The sequence below is a fragment of the Chryseobacterium nakagawai genome (genome assembly GCF_900637665.1).
In the GTDB taxonomy this organism is placed as follows: domain Bacteria; phylum Bacteroidota; class Bacteroidia; order Flavobacteriales; family Weeksellaceae; genus Chryseobacterium; species Chryseobacterium nakagawai.
Window position 1 is genome coordinate 5562142 of sequence record NZ_LR134386.1, and the last position, 19512, is coordinate 5581653.

Consider the following 19512-nt stretch of genomic DNA (forward strand, 5'->3'; position numbering starts at 1 on the left):
CAAATAGTCGTATTTTTGACTATGGAATTTTTTGATTTTCATCATCATAAAAAATACATCAGAGACGGAATTTACAATTTGGACATTGATCAAATTCCGCCGAATTCCCCTTATTCAGTAGGAATACATCCCAATGACATTGATAGTAATAATATAGACCATCAGCTGAACTGGATGAGAAACGTGATGTTCCAGAATTGTTTTGCCATAGGTGAATGTGGATTGGATTCTTTGGTTCCAATCGATCAGAAAATTCAGGAGGAAGTTTTTTTAAGACAGATCAATATTTCCAATGAGGCAAAAAAACCTGTTATTGTACACTGTGTAAAAAAATTTTACGAGGTAATTTCTTTTAAGAAAAAAGCAGAACAGCCCATGATTATTCATGGTTTTAATAAAAAACAGAAAATTGCTGAGGATCTTCTGGCCAATAATTTTTACCTGAGTTTTGGAAAAGCTGTTTTGTATAATTTATCTTTGCAGGATATTTTAAAAAACACTCCCTTAGATAAATTCTTTTTAGAAACTGACAATGAAGATTTTAAAATCGAAGAATTGTACCTGAAAGTTTCGGAAATAAAAGGAATTTCTGTGGAAGATCTCAACGAACAAATTTTAGAAAATTTACACACGATAAGAAATGGATAAATACTGGCTGGAAAGAACGGAACTTTTGGTGAAGGAAGAGGGATTAGAAAAACTTATTAAAGCAAATGTTCTGGTAGTAGGACTGGGCGGAGTAGGTTCTTTTGCAGCTGAGTTTCTGGCAAGAGCTGGTGTAGGAACAATGACTATCGTAGATGGAGATACTGTAGACATTACCAACGTGAACAGACAGCTCCCAGCTTTACGATCTACTGTTGGGAAACATAAAGTAGACGTTGTTGCCGAAAGATTGCTGGATATTAATCCTGATCTTAAATTAACAAAAATCAATGAGTTTCTGAATCCTGAAAGAATGGAGGAAGTGCTGGATTCATCACCATTTGATTATGTCCTGGATTGTATAGACAGCGTAACTCCAAAATTAAGCTTAATTATTGCTGCTAAAAGAAAAAAAATAAAGGTGATAAGCTCAATGGGAGCTGGTGGAAAGACAGACCCGAGCAAGGTATTGGTAAGAGATATCAGTAAAACCGAGCACTGCCATCTTGCAAGACAGATAAGAAAAAGACTGAGAAAAGTAAAAATTGACAAAGGAGTACGTTGCGTTTTTGCCAATGATATTCAGGACGAAGAAAGCCTGAAAATGACCGACGGAACGAATTATAAAAGATCTTTTTACGGAACGATAAGCTATATGCCTGCCATTTTTGGACTTTATGCTGCTGCTGAAGTGATTAATTATTTAGTGGAAAAAGATTAATGCAGAATTCCAAATATCCCAGAGCGGAAAAGCTCAAAAAAAATACAGAAATCAGTTTACTTTTCGAAAAAGGTAAATGGAGGACTTCTGGAAATCTGAGAATCATTATTCTCAAAGATAAGCCTACTCTTCCGATTGAAAGCGGAAAATTTGGGGTTTCTGTTTCTAAAAGATATTTCAAGAGAGCGGTTCACAGAAACCGCATCAAAAGATTGCTTAGGGAATGCTATAGATTAAATAAAGTTTTATTCCAAGAAGCTTTTGGTGAAAAGACGATGGCCATGCTTTTTTGGGTTTCTTCTGAAATGCCACCAAAATTTCAGGATGTGGAAACACAGTTTATCAAGCTTTGTGAGGCCCAGAAAAAATAATTTTCCTTTACATAATAAGAATCCGTGAAAATCTGTGTTTAATGCTTATCACAGGTTTTTATTTCTTATTCGGCATATTATTTTCTTACTACAGATAAGAGTAACACAGATAATTGCCTATACAAACTTCTATAGAGTCTGTATTTCATAGGGTTTTGCTTATTATGCATATACAACCTGAGACTACACACCTTGTCAACCGAATCCCGAATCTAACCTCCTCATAACACTTCAAATCTCACATACTTTTTGTAATTTTATAGGAAACAATAAATCTGAAAATTAATATGTTGGATCAAGTTCCCTATCTTTCGTATGTCATTAGTGCCTTTATCGGCATTGGCCTATCTGCTGCTACAGGCTTCAGGGTCTTTCTTCCGTTGTTTGCCGTAAGTCTCGCTTCCTATTTTCACTGGATTCCGATGAGTGAGAGTTTTGAATGGCTGGCGGGCTTGCCTGCCCTCATCACTACGGGAATTGCAACGGTTGTCGAGATTCTGGCTTATTATATACCCTTCGTAGATCATTTATTGGATACGATCTCTGTTCCTATGGCAACAGTTGCCGGTTCTATTCTATTTGCCAGTCAGTTTGCCGAATTGGGCACATTTCCACAATGGGCACTGGCCCTAATTGCAGGTGGCGGAACGGCAGCTACCATAAGTTCAGGTTTTGCAGGAATAAGGGCTGCTTCTACGGCGACCACAGGAGGGTTGGGAAATTCTGTAGTAGGAACTACCGAGACAGCAGGAGCCGGCATCATGACTATCCTTGCCATGGTAGCACCTATTATTGCGGCTGTTCTGGCTATTATTTTATTAATACTAGTAATTGTATACGGGCGAAAAGCCTGGAGGAAACTTCGGGGCAAAAAAACGCCTTCAACTCAATAAAAAATAAAGGTACAGTCTATTACAGCTGTACCTTTTATATTATATTTTAGTTTTTACTTCTAAAATCTTTGATCTCTTTAATCCTGGTTTCGAAATATTCTTTCTTTTCCGGATGCTTTTTAATCAGTATATCAAATGCCTTAATTGCTTTTGAATATAATTTCTGTTCGAAGTAAAGATTCGCCAATGTTTCGGTCATCAAGTGGGAAATATCATCATTCTTTTCTTTGACAACATATGAACTTTCCTCTTTTAATTGACTGATTCTAGGGTTATTTTCAATAAAGGTTTCGATCGCTTTCTCTTTGATCTCTTCTTTTTCTTTTACAACCTCATCTGGTCTGTCTATTTTCAGCCAGCTTTGCCAAGTATTGATAAATCCAGGGACGTTGCTGTTGATTGGAGACTGGGGACTACTTTCTATTGCTGCTTCCTTCATTGGCTCTTCTTTTATAGGCTCTTCTGTATCTTGTTTCGCTTCTCCAACTTTCAAACTCGAAATATCTGAACCAAAGAATGAAACATTCATTACAGCAACTTCTTCATTCTTCTGGAGATCTGTTTCTGGAGCTTCTTGTATTTCTTCCGTATTTTTAGCCTGTTCTTCCACTTCTTCAATAGAAATGTCTTCAGTAGGGGTCTCTAGTATTGTTTCAGACTCTTCAACAACTTCTGCATTTTCTGTTTTGACCTCAGCTGCAGGAATGTTTGCAACAGGAACAACGGGAGCTGCCGGTTTATTAATTAAAGAATCAGGCACATTAGATTCAAGACTCATAGGCTTCCATGCTGTCTGAACTTCAGGAGCAACTTCTTCTATAACATCTTCTTTTGTAGCTTCTACTTCAGATTCTGTATCCTCAATTATTGTTTCCTGTACTGGCTCTTCATTTACTTCTTCTGATGCTTCTGAACTTTCCTGATCGGTTGACCAGAAGTGGAAACTTTGAGTTTCTGCAAAGCTGATTTCATGATCTTCAACAACTTCCGGCACTGCCTGCTCATCTTGCAGAACAGATTTAGTCTCCTTCATCTTTTTCTCAACCTCCTCAATCAGACGTCTCATTTCCTCCTCATGCTTATTTACATTAAGTGGAGAAACTTCAACAGCTTCAATACCTTCTTCATTATTGGCCTGGATTTTCACATCCGGAAGGAATGCATCTGTTGCGTGGAAACTTAATTCTGCATCCGGTTGTTCTGTAAGCTCTTCTTCAATTTCTGAAACAGGAACTTCTTCATCGGCAATCGCTTCGGCGTCTTCTGTTGGAACTTCAGATACATTTTCTTTAGTAGCTGTTTCCGGAGATAAAGACTCTGTTTCCTCAAAACTCAGATTTTCTTCTTCATCAACTTTTTCTTCTACAGTTTCTGAAGCGATCTGGTCTTCATTAATAACTGTTTCCGGCGTAAAATCTTCTCCTGCATTCTCTTCGATTTCCTCCTGTACTTTCTCTTCTTCTTGTTGAACCGATACTGTCGTTTCCGGTTCAGATTTTTGAGTAACCAGCGTTCCTGATTCTAATGTAGATTCAAGATCTATGGTTTCAGTATTTTTTTCATCAAGGAAATTTTCTTCACCTTCAAACAGAATTCTGTTACGCTCTCCATTTACATAGAGATGTTTAATCTCCTGTTCTGTCTGTAATAGACATGTTTCCTTTTCTTCTTCCTCATTTTTTTCCGGAGCGGGAGCAGCTTCTTCTCTTTTTATCGGAAAACCTTTGACATTATAATTGTACTTAACAGGCTTTTCAGCTGCTATTACAGAAGTTTTATCTTCTGTTATTTTCTCTTTTACTTCCTGCTGAATTTTCCCGTTGATCAGTTGATAAAGAATTTTTTTATCAGTGGTATAAGCTGCCGTTATAGAAAGCTCTTTCTGATAGTTTTCTTTTTCATACAGGTGTACTCCATACAGATGGAGAGCCCTTATATTTTGAATATAGGGAAATGCGTGAATCTCTTCCTTCAAAAGTCCAAGGTCTTCTGACTGAATATTTTTCGGATTTTTTATTAATTCTAAAACTCTGGGATTCATCTTACCAATTCGCTACAATATCGTTAAATATCTTATTAATAATTCTTTCTGTCACAATCTTTACTTGAGAATTTTCAATCTCACTTTGTGATAAACTACTGTTAAAAGCAGCTTCATCACTATAGGTTCTGTCAAAACTGGAGTCCGGGTGTACTTTATTTTCGTAATGCACCTTCACAGTAATTGTAAGCTTATTCTGAGCCTGTTGTACTACACCACCAGCAGGGTTGGTCTGCGTATTGGAACTGATTGTTGTAGGTGTAATCGCATAATCTGTAATTTCTCCTTCTATCAGGATATCAGGATTTGATTTTGTTCCTTTCAGAGTGGTTCTTTGTAAAAACCTGTTCTGAATATCTGTTGAGAACTGTTGTGACAATGACGGATTTACAAGAGATGCATTGTTCGGAAACTCATTGATCTGAACCGTTTTTTCATCTGTAAGAGAAGATCCGGTAAAACTGTAGCATGAATTCAACACTCCCAGCAAAGCAAAGAATACCATCATTAATAATGGCTGTTTCAGACTGATATTTTTAATTTTAAAATTCATTTTTAGATCCAATTTCAGTGATTTCATCAAACTCAATTTGTTGAAGGGCATCTTCGTAAGCAAAATAATTAGCAGTATATACAAATGGAATGGTAAGGAAAATTCCAATCCCACAGGCAAGAACTCCAATTTGAGCCAAAAGACCTATAACAAATGAGAAAAGAAGAATGGCGATAAGATTCCCACGAGTCATTACTTTTGAAATATTCCAGGCAGTTTTGATATCCTTAATTCCTTTAAGACTGATTAAAGGAGCAATATAGAAAGCCTTTAACGCAAAATAATAGACAGCTATCATTATAACAATAATGTAAGGAATGATAAAAATTGCTGCCAATGGGCTAGGATCATCACTACCGGATATTGATCCTGTTAATGCCAATACAATAATTAGTGGAATGTAAATAACGAAAACAGCTGCAAAAACAATGAGCTGCAAAATAAAATAAGGCATAAAGTCTTTAAAGTCGAAAATATCCCCGGGGCTTGCAGGCTGGTTTTTATTCAGTTTCTGAAGATATTTGTACATATTGCCCATTGCTAACAATCCGCAAAAGGGAATAATTGACATCACAATGCACACTAAAAATGCAACAAAAATATTTCCGAAATCTTTCTTTAAAAATTCGAAGCCTTTATTAATATATTCCCCGAATTTAAAATTGACTGGTCTAGGTGTTAAATTTACATTCATGACTTATTGTGCTTTTAATCTTCCAGATTATACTGTTTTATTTTTCTATATAAAGTTCTTTGTGAAATTCCAAGTTCATCTGCTGCTCTGTTTCTTCTTCCTTTATGTTTCTCCAAAGCTTTGATAATCAAGTCTTTTTCGTTATTCTGAAGAGAAAGTGATTCTGGCCTATTTTCTTCTATTTCAATATCCTCAATATCTTCATAGCTGTCATCCGGACTTGAAATGATTGTAGGGGTTTGTACCGCCGGCGCATCGTTATTCTCAAAATATAGTAAAGAACCGGAATTTACCTGTGGCTGAGCTTCAGGAGTATAAATTCTGTTGATGAGACTTTTTTCATGATTGCTTAGATCTGCTGTTCCTCTGTTCTTTATCAATTCCGAAGTTAAGGATTTTAAATCATTAATATCGTTCCTCATATCGAATAGAATCTTATACATGATTTCTCTTTCGCTTCCAAAATCATTCGATTTTGGTGTACTCTGATTATTAACGACCATTGGAAGATGGGTTTCCATCGGAATATATTCTGCAAGCTTTTCTGCCGTGATATTTCTGTTTCTTTCCACAACGGTCATCTGTTCTACAAGATTCCTCAATTGACGGACGTTACCCGGAAAAGAATAATTTTCTACATAATGAACAGCACTTGGCTCCAGTTCCAGTTCCGGCATTCTGTATTTTTCTGCAAAATCTATTGCAAATTTCCTGAACAGCAAATGAATATCTCCTTTTCTTTCTCTTAAAGGAGGCATATCAATCTGAACAGTATTCAGACGATAGTACAAATCCTCACGGAATCTTCCATCATGAATCGCTTTCATCATGTTAACGTTGGTAGCTGCTACAATTCTTACATTTGTCTTTTGTACCTGCGAAGATCCTACTTTCATAAATTCACCGCTTTCCAGCACTCTTAAAAGACGAACCTGTGTCTGTAACGGAAGTTCTCCTACCTCATCTAAAAAGATTGTTCCGCCATCCGCTACTTCAAAATATCCTTTCCTGGTGGCAGTAGCTCCTGTAAAAGCTCCTTTTTCATGGCCAAATAATTCTGAGTCTATGGTCCCTTCAGGAATAGCTCCACAGTTGACTACGATATAAGGCTGGTGTTTTCTTCTGGATTCTGAATGAATGATTTTCGGAATAAATTCTTTCCCTACTCCACTTTCTCCAATCACAAGGACGGAGATATCTGTAGGGGCAACCTGTATCGATTTTTCCAATGCTCTGTTAAGTGCCGGAAAGTTCCCGATAATTCCGAAGCGGTTTTTTATGTTTTGTAGCTCGTTGCTCATAAGTAAATTTTTGATTATTGATTTAATGTTTTACAGCTCTTCAATCTGCTGTCTGTAAACTTTGTTAAAATGATGAGTGTAGACATCTTTCATTGTCTTGCCTTCATCATACGTTTTTAAGGCTAACATTTTTAAATCCAAATAATCCTTGTTTCTGATCTTAGAAACTTTACTTTTAAAGTATATATTCTCGGCAAAGTTGTACTCTTTGCTTTGTTTTTCAAAATTTTCCAGAGCTTTATCATATCTGCCCAGTTCAAAATAGGTAACGCCAAGCTGGTAATGGTCAAACATTCCCTTTACATACCCTCTTGTAGCCAGAAGCTTTTCGATAATGCCTGCCGCTTTTTCTTTCTTCCCTAAACCACTGTAGGACATGGCTTTCACCACATCCAAATGATAATCTCCATTTAAAGATCTTCCAAGGTCTTCAGGATAATATTGACGGAACTCTTCTAAGTCCTGAATTGCCCCTTTATAGTCCCCTAAAAATTGAAATTTACACCAGCCTCTGTAACCAAGGTGCATTTTAGGATTTAAGGCAACGGCTTTATCAATCAGGATTTTCCAGGTTGAAAAATCTCCGTTTTTAAGATAAGGTACCGCTTTCTCCATATAAGCATTGGAGAAATCCGGACAAAGTTCAATAGCTTTATCAAAACCTTCCTGAGACTCGCGGAAACCTTGTAACTCTGAAGCTTTGTTATAAAGTTCACACGCTTTTTTACAGTCCTCCCCCTCTATTGCATTACAGTTGACCTGTGCAATAGTATTGGTGTACACGATAAGTAACAAAAAGCTAAGGTAATACCTCTGAAACTTTTCCATCTTCAATTTTATAGGTTAAATACTGATAGTAATCTACTTTTAAACCTTCTATCTCTTTCGGCATCCAGCCATTTAATAATGTTGTGAACTTCAACAGCCTATTTTCCAGTTCTTCATCCAAAGCAATATCTTTCAACTCTGAATTCATATGCTTTAGTCTGAACAATCCTGTTTTTCCTTCACAATTTACTAAAAATCTAACGGTAATATAACCATTGATCTTCTTTTCTGAATATATATTTTCTTTTTTAAGTTTTTCGACGATAGCATTTTTTTCTCCCTTATAGTCGAACTTTTGCGGTCCGTGATAATATTGAAAACTGAAATGCTTGTTTTTTCCTGCTCCACATTTCTTAAAACCTGCTTCATCTAACTTGCTGTCAAAAGCTATATCACCCACGGTATCCGGATATTTACTCCTATTTTTCTCTGCCTGACAAGAAAACAGAACAAAAGAAAATAGAGTAAAAAGGTAAACTGCTTTCAACACTTAAATTTATTCTGTGATTTTCCCTAAAAGTGTGCCTTGGGTATTATCATATACAAAAATATCCACAATGTCACCTATTTTCTGGCCTTCAAGCTTATCAAAGACACAAACTGCATTTTGAGAGTTTCTACCTTTCCATTGGTTTTCATTCTTCCTGGAAGTTCCTTCTATTAAAATCTGATGAACTCTTCCCACATAAGACTGCATTCTCGTTCTGGAAAGCTCTCCTTGAAGGGCAATCACCTCAGCAAGGCGTCTCTGTTTCACTTCAGCCGGAATGTTGTCTTCCATTTTCTTGTGAGCAGGTGTTCCCGGTCTTTCTGAATAAGCAAACATATATCCATAGTCATATTGCACTTCTTTCATCAGACTTAATGTATCCTGATGATCTTCTTCAGTTTCGCTGCAGAATCCTACAATCATATCCTGAGAGAAAGCAACTTCCGGAACTATTTCCTTCGCTTTTCTGATCAGCTCAAGATATTCTTCACGGGTATGTTGTCTGTTCATTGCTTCAAGCATATTATTGCTTCCACTCTGCACAGGAAGGTGTACATATTTACAGATGTTATGATGCTTTGCCATCATTCTGAATACATCAAGGCTCATATCCTGAGGGTTTGATGTAGAAAATCTGATTCTCATTTCCGGAACGGCCTTAGCAACCCAATCTAATAACTGAGCAAAATTAACCGCAGTTGCTTTCTGCATTTCAGATGCTTTGGCAAAATCTTTTTTAGGACCGCCTCCGTACCATAAGTAAGAATCTACATTCTGTCCTAAAAGGGTAATCTCTTTATAACCACTGTTCGCAAGGTCTTTACATTCCTCGATAATAGAATGTGGATCACGGCTTCTTTCTCTTCCTCTGGTAAATGGTACGACACAGAATGTACACATGTTATCACAACCTCTCGTAATGGTAACAAAAGCAGTAACTCCGTTTCCGCCTAAACGAACCGGATTAATATCTGCATACGTTTCTTCTTTGGAAAGAATTACATTGATGGCATCTCTACCATCATCAGTTTCTTTCAATAAGTTGGGTAAGTCTCTATAGGCATCTGGCCCTACTACAAGGTCTACCAGCTGTTCTTCTTCTAAGAATTTCGTTTTCAATCTTTCCGCCATGCATCCCAAAACCCCTACCGTCATATTGGGTTTTTCTTTCTTAAGATTTTTGAACTGGGAAAGACGCATTCTTACGGTCTGTTCTGCCTTTTCACGGATAGAACATGTATTCAACAGGATCAAATCAGCTTCTTCCACTTTCATTGTTGTATTATACCCCTGTTCATTAAGAATGGAGGCAACAATCTCGGAATCAGAAAAGTTCATCTGACAACCATAGCTTTCTAAAAACAGTTTTTTAGAATTCTCAGGTCTTTCGGCAATCGCAAATGCTTCACCCTGTTTTGTTTCGTCTATATATTTTTCCTGCACGATAATCAATTTAAGGTTCGGATTAAAAACACACAAATTCTTTCCGTGAATTTTAAACTACGAACAAATGAGTCTGCAAAGATACAAAATATTGTGACAGAATGTCAGGAGATTATTTTAACAAAATTATAATCTGAATATAACCTATTTTAAAGACTTATATGTATTGGAAAAATTCATACCCAAACATAATCATTCAGGGCATATGAAGATAATTTTTAATCATGATCATAAGTGTTATTATTAAACCTGATTTTCATGATTGCCTTAGAATCTACCGGAATACCGCTTTTTGTTGCCGGACTCCATTTTCCTTTTACTCTTTTAAGAGCATACTTCATATCATCAATGAACATCTCATTATTTTTGAACTTGGGAAGTATATCCAGTTTATCAATTTTACCTTTTGAATTAATATTAAAAATGAAGGTTACTTCACCTTGAATTGCATATAAAGCGACATCAACATAAGCATAGACCATATTCAGAAACTCTTTTCTAAATGCATCTTCCCCACCGGGAAATTCTGCTTTTTGAAAATCTGCACTATTCTGATATTCATATTGAGCTGTTGCTGCCTGCGAAAAAGCCTTACCGCTTAGCATCAATAAAGGTAAAATTAAAAGATATTTTTTCATAGTTAAAGTTCGGTAATCTTACATATCCACTGATACGGAAGAAAAGTTTATATTCATTTTTACTTGTGAAGGTACAGGTTTTCCACTGCAAGATGCGGGAATCCAGTTTCTCTTAATTCTTCTGACAACATACTGCATATCATCAAAAAATACTTCACTATTGGCCACTTTAGGTGAACCTGTTACATCAACAACTTTCCCCGTAGCATCAAGTGATAGTATGAATGTAAAATCACCTGTTAAAGCATAAAAATCAGAGTTTAGATAAGAATACATATATTTATTCAGGATATTTTTATACAAAGCAACTCCTCCTTCGAAAGCAGCAGGTTTAAAATCATTACACTTCACTGCGATCTGCATGAAGGGCTCTTTAATATCTATTTTTAAAATATTTTTATTGCTCTCTCTGATAACAGAATCATCACGATCTTCCTGATCTTGTGCAAATGAAAAGTTAACAACACACAATGCTAAAAATAAGAATATAGTTTTCATAATTTTGTTTACTTATATCAATTAATAAGCAAAGGTAAATATTTACCCTATTTATAAAAAATAAAAACTTCACACAAAGTATGAAGTTTTTAAAATAGAGGCTGCTGGCTTTCAAAATAGTTGTATCAAACCTTTATAGCAACCCTTTAATGTGCTTGTAATTACTTTTAACTGTTTCAAGAACTTCATCCATTTTTCCACCCAGCATTAGCTGAGCCATAGATTTAGTCATACCGAAAACCTGGTCCAGTTCAATCTTTGGAGGAAGAGCCAGCGCATTAGGATTGGTAAAAATATTGAGTAGATAAGGCCCATTATGCTCCAGACATTCTTTGATGGCATTTTCTACTTCTTCAGGTTGATGAACATTTTTTCCGGGATATCCCATGGCTTGTGCTACTAATGCAAAATCCGGGTTAATCATATCTGTTTCGTTATCTGGCATTCCTCCCACTTCCATTTCCAGTTTTACCATTCCCAAGGCCCTGTTATTAAAAACGATCAATTTTACGGGAAGCTTATATTGGAAAATGGTTGCCATATCTCCTAACAGCATAGATAAACCACCATCGCCACACATTGCAATAACCTGTTTATCGGGATGGGAAAGAGAAGCTCCGATAGCCATTGGCATTGCATTAGCCATGGACCCATGGTTAAAGGATCCCAGCATCTTTCTCTCTCCGGTTCCTGTAATAAATCTCGCTCCCCAAACACAGCACATTCCTGTATCTACAGTGAAAATTGCATCTTTTTTAGCCAACCAGTCCAACGTATGAGCAACATACTCCGGTTGAATAGCATCTTCTTTCCCGGAATCCTTTACATATTCCAGTTGATTTTCTTTTACTTTATCATAAAATGCCAATTGCTCGTTGAGAAAATCAACATTTGTTTTCTCATTCAGCATAGGAAGTAAAGCCATAATGGTATGTTTAACATCTCCTGTAAGACCCAATTCAAGCTTTGCTCTTCTCCCCAGCCTTTCCGGGCTTTCATCAATCTGAACGATTTTATTTTTTACCGGCATAAACTTCTGATAGGGAAAATCTGTCCCAAGAAGAATAACAAGATCTGCTTCGTGCATGGCATGATAGGCAGAAGGAAATCCTAACAAACCTGTTAGACCAATCTCATTAGGATTATTAGGCTGAATTGCCATTTTCCCACGGAATGAATACCCTACCGGAGCTTTTAATAATTGAGCTAACTTGATAACCTCAACATTGGCTTCAGCGGCTCCAATCCCGCAGTAAACAGTTACTTTTTTACTTTCGTTGATGAGGGTGGCCAAGTTTTTCAATTCATCATCTGATGGCCTTATTATGGGATTTGTTTTAAAAATTTGAGTAGAAGTTGTTGCTTCCTGCGCATCCAGTTCTGAAACATCGCCCGGAAGACCGATTACGGCTACTCCTTTTTTGGAAATGGCATGTTGAATAGCTGTTTGAACTGTTCGTTGAACCTGTTCAGGACGCGTGATCATTTGATTATAATAGCTACAATCATCAAATAACTTTATTGTATTGGTCTCCTGAAAATAATCCATCCCCATCTCATCACTGGGAATTGTAGACGCAATCACCAGCATCGGAACATGCGATCTGTGCGCCTCATACACTCCATTAATCAGGTGTACATGCCCCGGCCCACAGCTTCCCGCACATACCGCAAGCCCATCAAGTTCGGCTTCTGCAGCAGCAGCATAAGCTCCCACTTCTTCATGTCGTACATGAATCCATTGGATACTGCTTTTCTTCACCGCAATATTTAGGTGATTGAGACTGTCTCCTGTTAATGCATAAATTCTTTTCACATTGGCGCTTTCGAGCATTTCAACAATTTGCTCTGCTATATTTTTAGCCATAAATAATAGATTTGGTGGTTGTTCTTTATTATAATAATCGAGGATAAAGACATCCTAGCTCTATCAAATTTAGCCAATTAATTGGAGTTTTCGGGACGTTTAACTATTAAAAAAATTGTAAATTTTTCATCAAACTCTAATTCAATTGTTTTTATTTTAACGCAACATCCGCTAGGATTTTGCATTGTATAATAACTTTTAGTTCGCAAAAGCGTTTTACTCAGCTATTCTAAATAAGTCCTTTGCTGAAAGAAGTATCTTTGCGAACTAAAAATTTACGGTTTTAAAATACTTTCTACCAGACTTAGGGTTCATTTTTTCAGCCATATTGTTTGAACTTGGCCACTCTTGCATAAAAACAAAACGGCCATCCTAAAGGACAGCCGTTCGTATATTATTTTCTATTGATTAGATAACCACTTCAATCTGGTTTCTTAATAAATCTTCAAATTCATCTCTTTTACGGATCAGATGAGCTTTTCCATCAAGGAATAAAACTTCGGCTGGTTTTAATCTTGAATTGAAGTTTGAACTCATTTCAAAACCATAAGCTCCTGCATTGTGAAATGCAAGAATATCACCCTCTCTTACTTCATGTAATTTTCTATCCCATGCAAAAGTATCCGTCTCACAGATATTTCCTACAACGGTATAAATTCTTTCTGCTCCTTTTGGATTGGATAGATTTTCAATAGCGTGGTAAGAATCATAAAACATAGGGCGGATCAGGTGATTAAACCCTGAATTTACTCCAACAAAAACGGTGGCAGTAGTTTGTTTGATTACATTCGCTTTCACTAAAAGGTAACCACTTTTTCCTACTAAAAATTTCCCAGGCTCAAACCATAGTTCGAATTTTCTGCCTGTTGTTTTAGAAAACTCTCCTAAAACTTTTTCTACTTTTCTCCCTAATGTTTTAACGTCAGTTTCTTCTTCACTGTCTTGATAAGGAATCTTAAATCCGCTTCCCATATCCAGATATTTCAAATTAGGGAAATGTTCAGAAAGCTCAAGCATGATATCCAATGCCTGAAGAAAGACCTCAGGATCTTTAATTTCACTTCCTGTGTGCATGTGAAGTCCTTCAACATTAAGATTGGTGCTCTTCATCACTCTCTCAATGTGACGAAGCTGGTGAATAGAGATTCCAAACTTGCTGTCGATATGCCCCGTTGAAATTTTATAGTTCCCTCCGGCAAAGATATGCGGGTTGATTCTAACAAAAATAGGATAAGAGTTTCCGTATTTATTTCCGAATTGCTCAAGAATAGAAATGTTATCAATGTTAATATGAACTCCGAAAGACATTGCTTCCTCTATTTCAGCTAAGTCAACACAGTTTGGAGTAAATAATATTTTTTCTTTTGGAAATCCTGCCTTTAATCCTAATTTGACCTCGTTAATAGATACGCAATCTAAAGATGCACCCAGCTTTTTGACATATTTAAGGATATTGATGTTTGTCAATGCCTTAGCTGCATAGAAAAACTTAGTATGTTTTAAAAAAGAAGATGTAAGTTTTTCGTATTGAACTTTGATGGATTCAGCATCATACACATACACCGGGGTGCCAAACTCATTGGCGATCTTTAATAATTCTTGTGAATTCATAATTTCATTTTAACATAAAAAAAGGCAGATTCTTAGAAAAAGAGCCTGCCACATTGATTATTTTTTATGCAAGACAAGTCTTTTAAATATTCCAAACCTTAGAGAACTTAATGGCTCCCTTTTTTCCAGTTTTTATTTGTTTAAGAATTTGCATTGCTTCTATTTATTTTTTGCAAAAATACTATTTATTTTTTATTCTGAGAAAATTGATTTAAAAAGTATCTTCTTTCTAATCAAAATTTAAGCCCTATTTTTCTTTATTATTTAGGCAGCGGTAAGGTCTCAAAATCGCCACGCAAAAGAGCTAACTGCAGCTCATTGTTCAAATCCGTTGAAGACAGCTGGAGATTAATTTTTAATTTAGCAAGCTTACTTAGCGTCTGTATCTGTGTAAAGAGCTCATAAAACCCAAAAGATAATACTTTCCCGTTTTCAATAATTAAAAATAATTTCTCGCCTAACTTTCTACCGGTACCTAGCCAAAGCTCATTTCTTTTTCTGAATTCTATTTTCTGTTGTAAAACAGCTACATCATTGTATTCTTTCTGAGCATCAATAAACTGAACGGCTTTTGTTCCTTGAGTAAATGATCTGAATTTCAAGATTGCTTTTTCTGTTTTATTAAGGGTATTTTTTTCAACAATATATTTATTATTCCTAAAATACAGGCCGAATGGCAATACCTCTTTTTTCTTATTATTTTTGGAATTAAGGATCAGTTTAGCAATAATATCTGTTCCGGTAAGTTCAAAATTAATCTGTTCAACATCTTTTTGAACCTGTTCCCATTTTTTGGATTTGGAATTGAATACTTTTTTTGAAAATTTATTGATATCCTGAACATAGTCTGAAAAAATAATCCTCCCTGATTCATCTTGAAAATAAACAAATCCTTTTTCATTTGGAAGATCCTGTGTCAATTGCTTAATCTTGTTGATATAATTCTTGGCATTGGTTTCTTCGTGCTGCTTTTGGATAATTTCGTTTTCAGTATCTTTAGATATTAAAAGTTTAAACAGCTCCAGGGTAGCTCTGGCGTCTCCATCAGCCCTGTGATGATTCGTCAAAGGAATCCCCAATGATTTCACCAATTTACCCAACGAATAACTTACTTCATCAGGAATTAGTTTTTTCGCTAAAGGAATGGTATCTAAAGTATTGATTTTAAAATCATAACCCAACCTTTTAAATGATTGGCGAAGCATTCTGTAATCAAAATCAATATTATGCCCTACCAAAGTTGTATTTTGGGTAATTTCAATAACTCTTTTGGCTATTTCGTGGAACTTGGGGGCAGTTTTCACCATCTTTGGGGTGATATTGGTAAGCTTCTGAACAAAAGGAGTAATATCTGCTTCTGGATTGACAAGGGATATAAACTGATCTGTAATTTTCTGACCATCATATCTGTAGATGGCAATATCTATAATGCATTCATTTCTATAACCTGCACCATTACTTTCTATGTCTATAATTGAATACATTGATTTTCCCGTTAACTGCTGTGTTTATTATTAAAAATTTCAATTCTTTAACCCGATACTATTTTCTCATCAGTAAAGATAACCTGCTAAAATAACAAAAAATATATCAAAATATAGCAGGTTACTGTATATAACATTTGGATTATCTTTTTCTACCTCCAAGACCAAACATTCCAAGAATAGCTTTTGCACCTTCCCGCATTAGTGTATTGGTAAAAGTTCTACCTGCCTGGCTCTGCAACACTTGTTCAAACATTCCTGGCTCTTCTTTTACCGGCCTTGCTCTCTGGTTGGATGTTGGATTTTGGGCTGCTTGCTCCATTCTGCTGGTTAACATTTCATAAGCAGACTCTCTATCTATTGCTTCTTCATATTTGGCTACCATCGCTGAACTGGATGTTAACTCCGTAATCTCCGCTTCACTCAAAACATCCATTCTGGATTCTGGAGAAATTAGATAAGTATGAACCAACGGTGTTGGAATTCCTTTTTCATCCAGAGCTGTAACGAATGCCTCACCAATACCTAAATTCTGAATCAGATTGGAAGCGTTATAATATTCTGTGGTTGGATAGTTCTCAACGGCCTTCGAAATTTCCTTTTTATCTTTTGCTGTAAACCCTCTCAAAGCGTGCTGTATTTTCAATCCTAGTTGAGACAAAACACTTTCAGGTACATCACCAGGAATCTGGGTAATAAAATAAATCCCCACCCCTTTTGAACGAATAAGCTTTACCATCGTTTCAATCTGTGAAAGAAGAGTTTTTGATGCTTCATCAAAAAGCAAATGTGCCTCATCTATAAATAATACAAGCTTCGGTTTACCACTGTCTCCTTCTTCCGGAAAGGTCATATAGATTTCTGCAAAAAGAGAAAGCATAAAGGTAGAAAACAATTGCGGTTTATTCTGAATATCTGCTACTCTTAGAATATTAACAACACCTTTTCCATCCCTGGTTTCTAATAAATCCTGAACATCAAAGCTTAGTTCACCAAAGAAATCTCCAGCGCCTTGTTGTTCCAATGCCACAATAGATCTTAGAATGGCTCCCAAAGAAGCTGGTGCTATCGATCCATAGTTGGCAGCAAGTTCTGCTTTCCCCTGTGCATTATCTGTCACATACTGAAGTACTTTCTTTAAATCTTTAAGGTCAATCAAAGGAAGTCCTTTATCATCACAATATTTAAAGACAATAGACATGATGCTTTGTTGGGTATCATTAAGCTGAAGAATTTTACTTAATAAAATAGGTCCGAATTCTGTTACAGTAGCCCTCAGTTTCACCCCTTTTCCTCCTGAAATACTCATCAATTCTACCGGGAATCCCTGTGGAGTATAAGGAAGCTGAGTTTTCGCATACCTTTCTTCAATAATAGAGTTCATCTGTCCTGCTTCTGCAATTCCGGAAAAGTCACCTTTAATATCCAAAACCAATGACGGAATCCCCTGATGAGAAAGCTGTTCTGCAAATACCTGTAATGTTTTAGTCTTTCCGGTTCCGGTTGCCCCTGCAATAAGACCGTGGCGGTTGATTGTTTTTAATGGAATGGTTACATTCACTTCGGGAACTACTACTCCATCCAACATTCCTTTCCCTAGTATAATGTGATCTCCCTTTGGAGTATATCTAGCATTTAATTCTTCAATAAATTGTGCTTTGTCTGCCATTTGATTGTTTTTTAACTTATAAATATAAAGGTTTTTGTAAAATATTTTGTGATTTCTCCCCCTAACTTTTATTAATAGTCTAGGGAAACAACTTTTCCCTGTTTAAGCAAATTTCAAACCATGGTTTCTGAAATTTAAAAAACTGTATTGATAAAGAATTGCCTTTCAAGAGAGACATGATAAAAAACAGCATTTCCATCTTACCATTATGTAAGGCATTCTTTTTGCTGAAAAAACACAAGAACTTAAACAATCGTTTAACAAGTATTGAAAGAAACTATCAATTGAATTTAACATTTGATTTAGAATTTATCTAATACTTTGTATCTTTAACTATTAAAAAAATACCCAATGAAAATTGAACAAATATATACGGGCTGTCTGGCTCAGGGTGCCTATTATATTGTATCAGAAAACGAAGCTGTCATTATTGATCCTTTAAGAGAAGTAAAACCTTATCTGGATCGTCTGGAAAAAGACAATGTCACTTTAAAATATATTTTTGAAACTCATTTCCATGCTGATTTTGTTTCAGGACACTTAGATTTAAGTAAAAAAACTGGAGCTCCAATTGTATACGGACCTACGGCAGCACCTGAATTTGTAGCGATTATTGCAGAAGATGATCAGATTTTTGAAATTGGAAAAATAAAAATAAAGGTACTTCACACTCCAGGACATACAATGGAAAGTACTACTTATCTTTTAATAGATGAAAATGGTAAAGAAACAGCCATCTTCACGGGAGATACTCTATTCTTAGGAGATGTAGGAAGACCGGATCTTGCACAAAAAGCAACAAACCTTACTCAGGAAGATCTTGCCGGGATTTTGTATGACAGTCTTCAGAACAAAATTATGCCTTTGGCTGATAGCATCACTGTTTATCCTGCTCACGGGGCTGGTTCTGCATGTGGAAAAAATATGCAGAAGGAGACTGTAGATATTTTAGGCAATCAAAAAAGGACAAATTACGCACTTAACCAACCAGACAAAGCATCTTTCATTAGAGAAGTGCTTGATGGCCTTACTGCACCTCCAAAATATTTTGGAATGAACGTAGCCATGAACAAAGGAGGTTATGAGAGTTTGGATACAGTAATGGACAAAGGGCTAAATCCTGTTTCTCCGGAAGATTTTGAAACAATAGCAGAAGAAACCGGAGCTTTAATTCTTGATACAAGAGGAGCCGCAGATTTTCATAAAGGCTTTGTTCCTAATTCCATCAATATTGGGTTAAAAGGTGATTTTGCCCCTTGGGTAGGAACTTTAATCGTAGATGTTAAGCACCCTTTATTATTGATAACTGATGAAGGAACCGAAGAGGAAGTCATCATCAGACTAAGTCGTGTAGGTTTCGATAACGTTGTTGGATATCTGAAAGGAGGATTTAAAGCTTGGAAAAGCTCAGGTAAAGAAATTGATGAAGTAAAAAGAATCACTCCAACTGAATTTGCAGAGCAGTTTACACCAGATGCAAAAGTAATTGATGTGAGAAAATTAACAGAATATTCTGCAGAGCACATTGACAATGCTTTTAACAGACCTTTGGATTCCATCAGTGACTGGGCTCGCAATCTTGATGACTCTGAACATTTCTTCCTTCACTGCGCTGGAGGGTATAGAAGCATGATCGCAGCCAGCATTCTTAATTCACACGGAATCAGAAACTTTACTGAAATAGAAGGTGGGTTTAATGGCATTAAAAAAACAGAAAAACTTCCAACAACAGATTTTGTATGTCAATCCAAAACATCATAGCCTC

Annotated in this window: 18 protein-coding genes; 5 read left to right on the forward strand and 13 right to left on the reverse strand. The window is 36.1% G+C overall.

All coding sequences use genetic code 11. The features are described from left to right. Positions 1-21: 21 nt before the first annotated feature. The 4 genes from EL260_RS25145 (at position 22) to EL260_RS25160 (ending at position 2630) form a co-directional block, all read left to right on the forward strand. Entirely contained in the window at positions 22-648 is a 627-nt protein-coding gene (locus tag EL260_RS25145) for a TatD family hydrolase (RefSeq protein ID WP_123858246.1), read from the forward strand. Beyond that, the gene (locus EL260_RS25150; protein WP_123858247.1) at positions 641-1366 is read left to right on the forward strand and encodes a tRNA threonylcarbamoyladenosine dehydratase; all 726 of its coding nucleotides are present in this window, start codon (positions 641-643) and stop codon (positions 1364-1366) included. The genes EL260_RS25145 and EL260_RS25150 overlap by 8 nt, the downstream gene beginning before the upstream one ends. Further along, positions 1366-1737 carry a ribonuclease P protein component gene (rnpA, locus tag EL260_RS25155; RefSeq protein ID WP_123858248.1) on the forward strand — a complete coding sequence of 124 codons (372 nt, stop codon included), beginning with the start codon at positions 1366-1368 and terminating at the stop codon, positions 1735-1737. Before EL260_RS25150 ends, rnpA begins: the two co-directional genes overlap by 1 nt. Before the next feature lie 287 nt (positions 1738-2024). Next, positions 2025-2630: a DUF4126 domain-containing protein gene (locus EL260_RS25160; protein ID WP_123858249.1), complete on the forward strand. Its 606-nt coding sequence runs from the start codon at positions 2025-2027 to the stop codon at positions 2628-2630. Positions 2631-2676: 46 nt separating this feature from the next. On the opposite strand, the gene EL260_RS25165 is transcribed toward EL260_RS25160, so the two are convergent. The 13 genes from EL260_RS25165 to EL260_RS25225 form a co-directional block, all read right to left on the reverse strand. Further along, a complete protein-coding gene (locus tag EL260_RS25165; RefSeq protein WP_123858250.1) occupies positions 2677-4671 on the reverse strand; it encodes a hypothetical protein in 1995 nt (664 codons plus the stop codon). A gap of 1 nt (position 4672) precedes the next feature. Beyond that, positions 4673-5224: an LptE family protein gene (locus tag EL260_RS25170; RefSeq protein WP_123858251.1), complete on the reverse strand. Its 552-nt coding sequence runs from the start codon at positions 5222-5224 to the stop codon at positions 4673-4675. After that, entirely contained in the window at positions 5214-5918 is a 705-nt protein-coding gene (locus EL260_RS25175; RefSeq protein ID WP_123858252.1) for a hypothetical protein, read from the reverse strand. The genes EL260_RS25170 and EL260_RS25175 overlap by 11 nt, the downstream gene beginning before the upstream one ends. Positions 5919-5932: 14 nt before the next feature. Next, positions 5933-7219 carry a sigma-54 interaction domain-containing protein gene (locus tag EL260_RS25180; RefSeq protein ID WP_123858253.1) on the reverse strand — a complete coding sequence of 429 codons (1287 nt, stop codon included), beginning with the start codon at positions 7217-7219 and terminating at the stop codon, positions 5933-5935. A 30-nt stretch (positions 7220-7249) separates the two neighbouring features. Continuing rightward, positions 7250-8047, reverse strand: coding sequence for a tetratricopeptide repeat protein (locus EL260_RS25185; RefSeq protein WP_123858254.1), 798 nt, complete (start codon positions 8045-8047; stop codon positions 7250-7252). Further along, positions 8019-8534 carry a hypothetical protein gene (locus tag EL260_RS25190; protein ID WP_123858255.1) on the reverse strand — a complete coding sequence of 172 codons (516 nt, stop codon included), beginning with the start codon at positions 8532-8534 and terminating at the stop codon, positions 8019-8021. Before EL260_RS25190 ends, EL260_RS25185 begins: the two co-directional genes overlap by 29 nt. A 9-nt stretch (positions 8535-8543) precedes the next feature. Then, a complete protein-coding gene (miaB, locus tag EL260_RS25195) occupies positions 8544-9980 on the reverse strand; it encodes a tRNA (N6-isopentenyl adenosine(37)-C2)-methylthiotransferase MiaB (RefSeq protein ID WP_123858256.1) in 1437 nt (478 codons plus the stop codon). 218 nt (positions 9981-10198) lie between these two features. Further along, complete coding sequence (locus EL260_RS25200) at positions 10199-10618, reverse strand: energy transducer TonB (RefSeq protein ID WP_123858257.1); 420 nt, start codon at positions 10616-10618, stop codon at positions 10199-10201. Between the two features lie 18 nt (positions 10619-10636). Further along, positions 10637-11116 (reverse strand): hypothetical protein, encoded by a 480-nt coding sequence (locus EL260_RS25205; RefSeq protein WP_123858258.1) that lies wholly within the window; start codon positions 11114-11116, stop codon positions 10637-10639. A gap of 133 nt (positions 11117-11249) precedes the next feature. Further along, a complete protein-coding gene (locus EL260_RS25210; RefSeq protein ID WP_123858259.1) occupies positions 11250-12983 on the reverse strand; it encodes a thiamine pyrophosphate-dependent enzyme in 1734 nt (577 codons plus the stop codon). Positions 12984-13391: 408 nt separating this feature from the next. After that, positions 13392-14594: a diaminopimelate decarboxylase gene (gene lysA, locus EL260_RS25215; protein ID WP_185145557.1), complete on the reverse strand. Its 1203-nt coding sequence runs from the start codon at positions 14592-14594 to the stop codon at positions 13392-13394. Positions 14595-14854: 260 nt separating this feature from the next. After that, a complete protein-coding gene (locus EL260_RS25220) occupies positions 14855-16078 on the reverse strand; it encodes a 3'-5' exonuclease (RefSeq protein ID WP_123858261.1) in 1224 nt (407 codons plus the stop codon). 142 nt (positions 16079-16220) lie between these two features. Next, positions 16221-17747, reverse strand: a complete 1527-nt coding sequence (locus EL260_RS25225) for a helicase HerA-like domain-containing protein (protein ID WP_123858262.1) — start codon at positions 17745-17747, stop codon at positions 16221-16223. 351 nt (positions 17748-18098) lie between these two features. Here EL260_RS25225 and EL260_RS25230 point away from each other — a divergent pair, with 351 nt between their 5' ends. Then, a complete protein-coding gene (locus tag EL260_RS25230) occupies positions 18099-19508 on the forward strand; it encodes an MBL fold metallo-hydrolase (protein ID WP_123858263.1) in 1410 nt (469 codons plus the stop codon). Positions 19509-19512: the final 4 nt, after the last annotated feature.

Coding starts and splice junctions, on each gene's coding strand:
- EL260_RS25160 (WP_123858249.1), top strand. CDS start 2,025: ATGTTGGATCAAGTTCCCTATCTTTCGTATGTCATTAGTGCCTTTATC.
- EL260_RS25220 (WP_123858261.1), bottom strand. CDS start 16,078: ATGTATTCAATTATAGACATAGAAAGTAATGGTGCAGGTTATAGAAAT.
- EL260_RS25230 (WP_123858263.1), top strand. CDS start 18,099: ATGAAAATTGAACAAATATATACGGGCTGTCTGGCTCAGGGTGCCTAT.
- EL260_RS25185 (WP_123858254.1), bottom strand. CDS start 8,047: ATGGAAAAGTTTCAGAGGTATTACCTTAGCTTTTTGTTACTTATCGTG.
- rnpA (WP_123858248.1), top strand. CDS start 1,366: ATGCAGAATTCCAAATATCCCAGAGCGGAAAAGCTCAAAAAAAATACA.
- EL260_RS25200 (WP_123858257.1), bottom strand. CDS start 10,618: ATGAAAAAATATCTTTTAATTTTACCTTTATTGATGCTAAGCGGTAAG.
- EL260_RS25210 (WP_123858259.1), bottom strand. CDS start 12,983: ATGGCTAAAAATATAGCAGAGCAAATTGTTGAAATGCTCGAAAGCGCC.
- EL260_RS25145 (WP_123858246.1), top strand. CDS start 22: ATGGAATTTTTTGATTTTCATCATCATAAAAAATACATCAGAGACGGA.
- EL260_RS25165 (WP_123858250.1), bottom strand. CDS start 4,671: ATGAATCCCAGAGTTTTAGAATTAATAAAAAATCCGAAAAATATTCAG.
- EL260_RS25175 (WP_123858252.1), bottom strand. CDS start 5,918: ATGAATGTAAATTTAACACCTAGACCAGTCAATTTTAAATTCGGGGAA.
- EL260_RS25205 (WP_123858258.1), bottom strand. CDS start 11,116: ATGAAAACTATATTCTTATTTTTAGCATTGTGTGTTGTTAACTTTTCA.
- EL260_RS25150 (WP_123858247.1), top strand. CDS start 641: ATGGATAAATACTGGCTGGAAAGAACGGAACTTTTGGTGAAGGAAGAG.
- lysA (WP_185145557.1), bottom strand. CDS start 14,594: ATGAATTCACAAGAATTATTAAAGATCGCCAATGAGTTTGGCACCCCG.
- EL260_RS25170 (WP_123858251.1), bottom strand. CDS start 5,224: ATGAATTTTAAAATTAAAAATATCAGTCTGAAACAGCCATTATTAATG.
- EL260_RS25180 (WP_123858253.1), bottom strand. CDS start 7,219: ATGAGCAACGAGCTACAAAACATAAAAAACCGCTTCGGAATTATCGGG.
- EL260_RS25225 (WP_123858262.1), bottom strand. CDS start 17,747: ATGGCAGACAAAGCACAATTTATTGAAGAATTAAATGCTAGATATACT.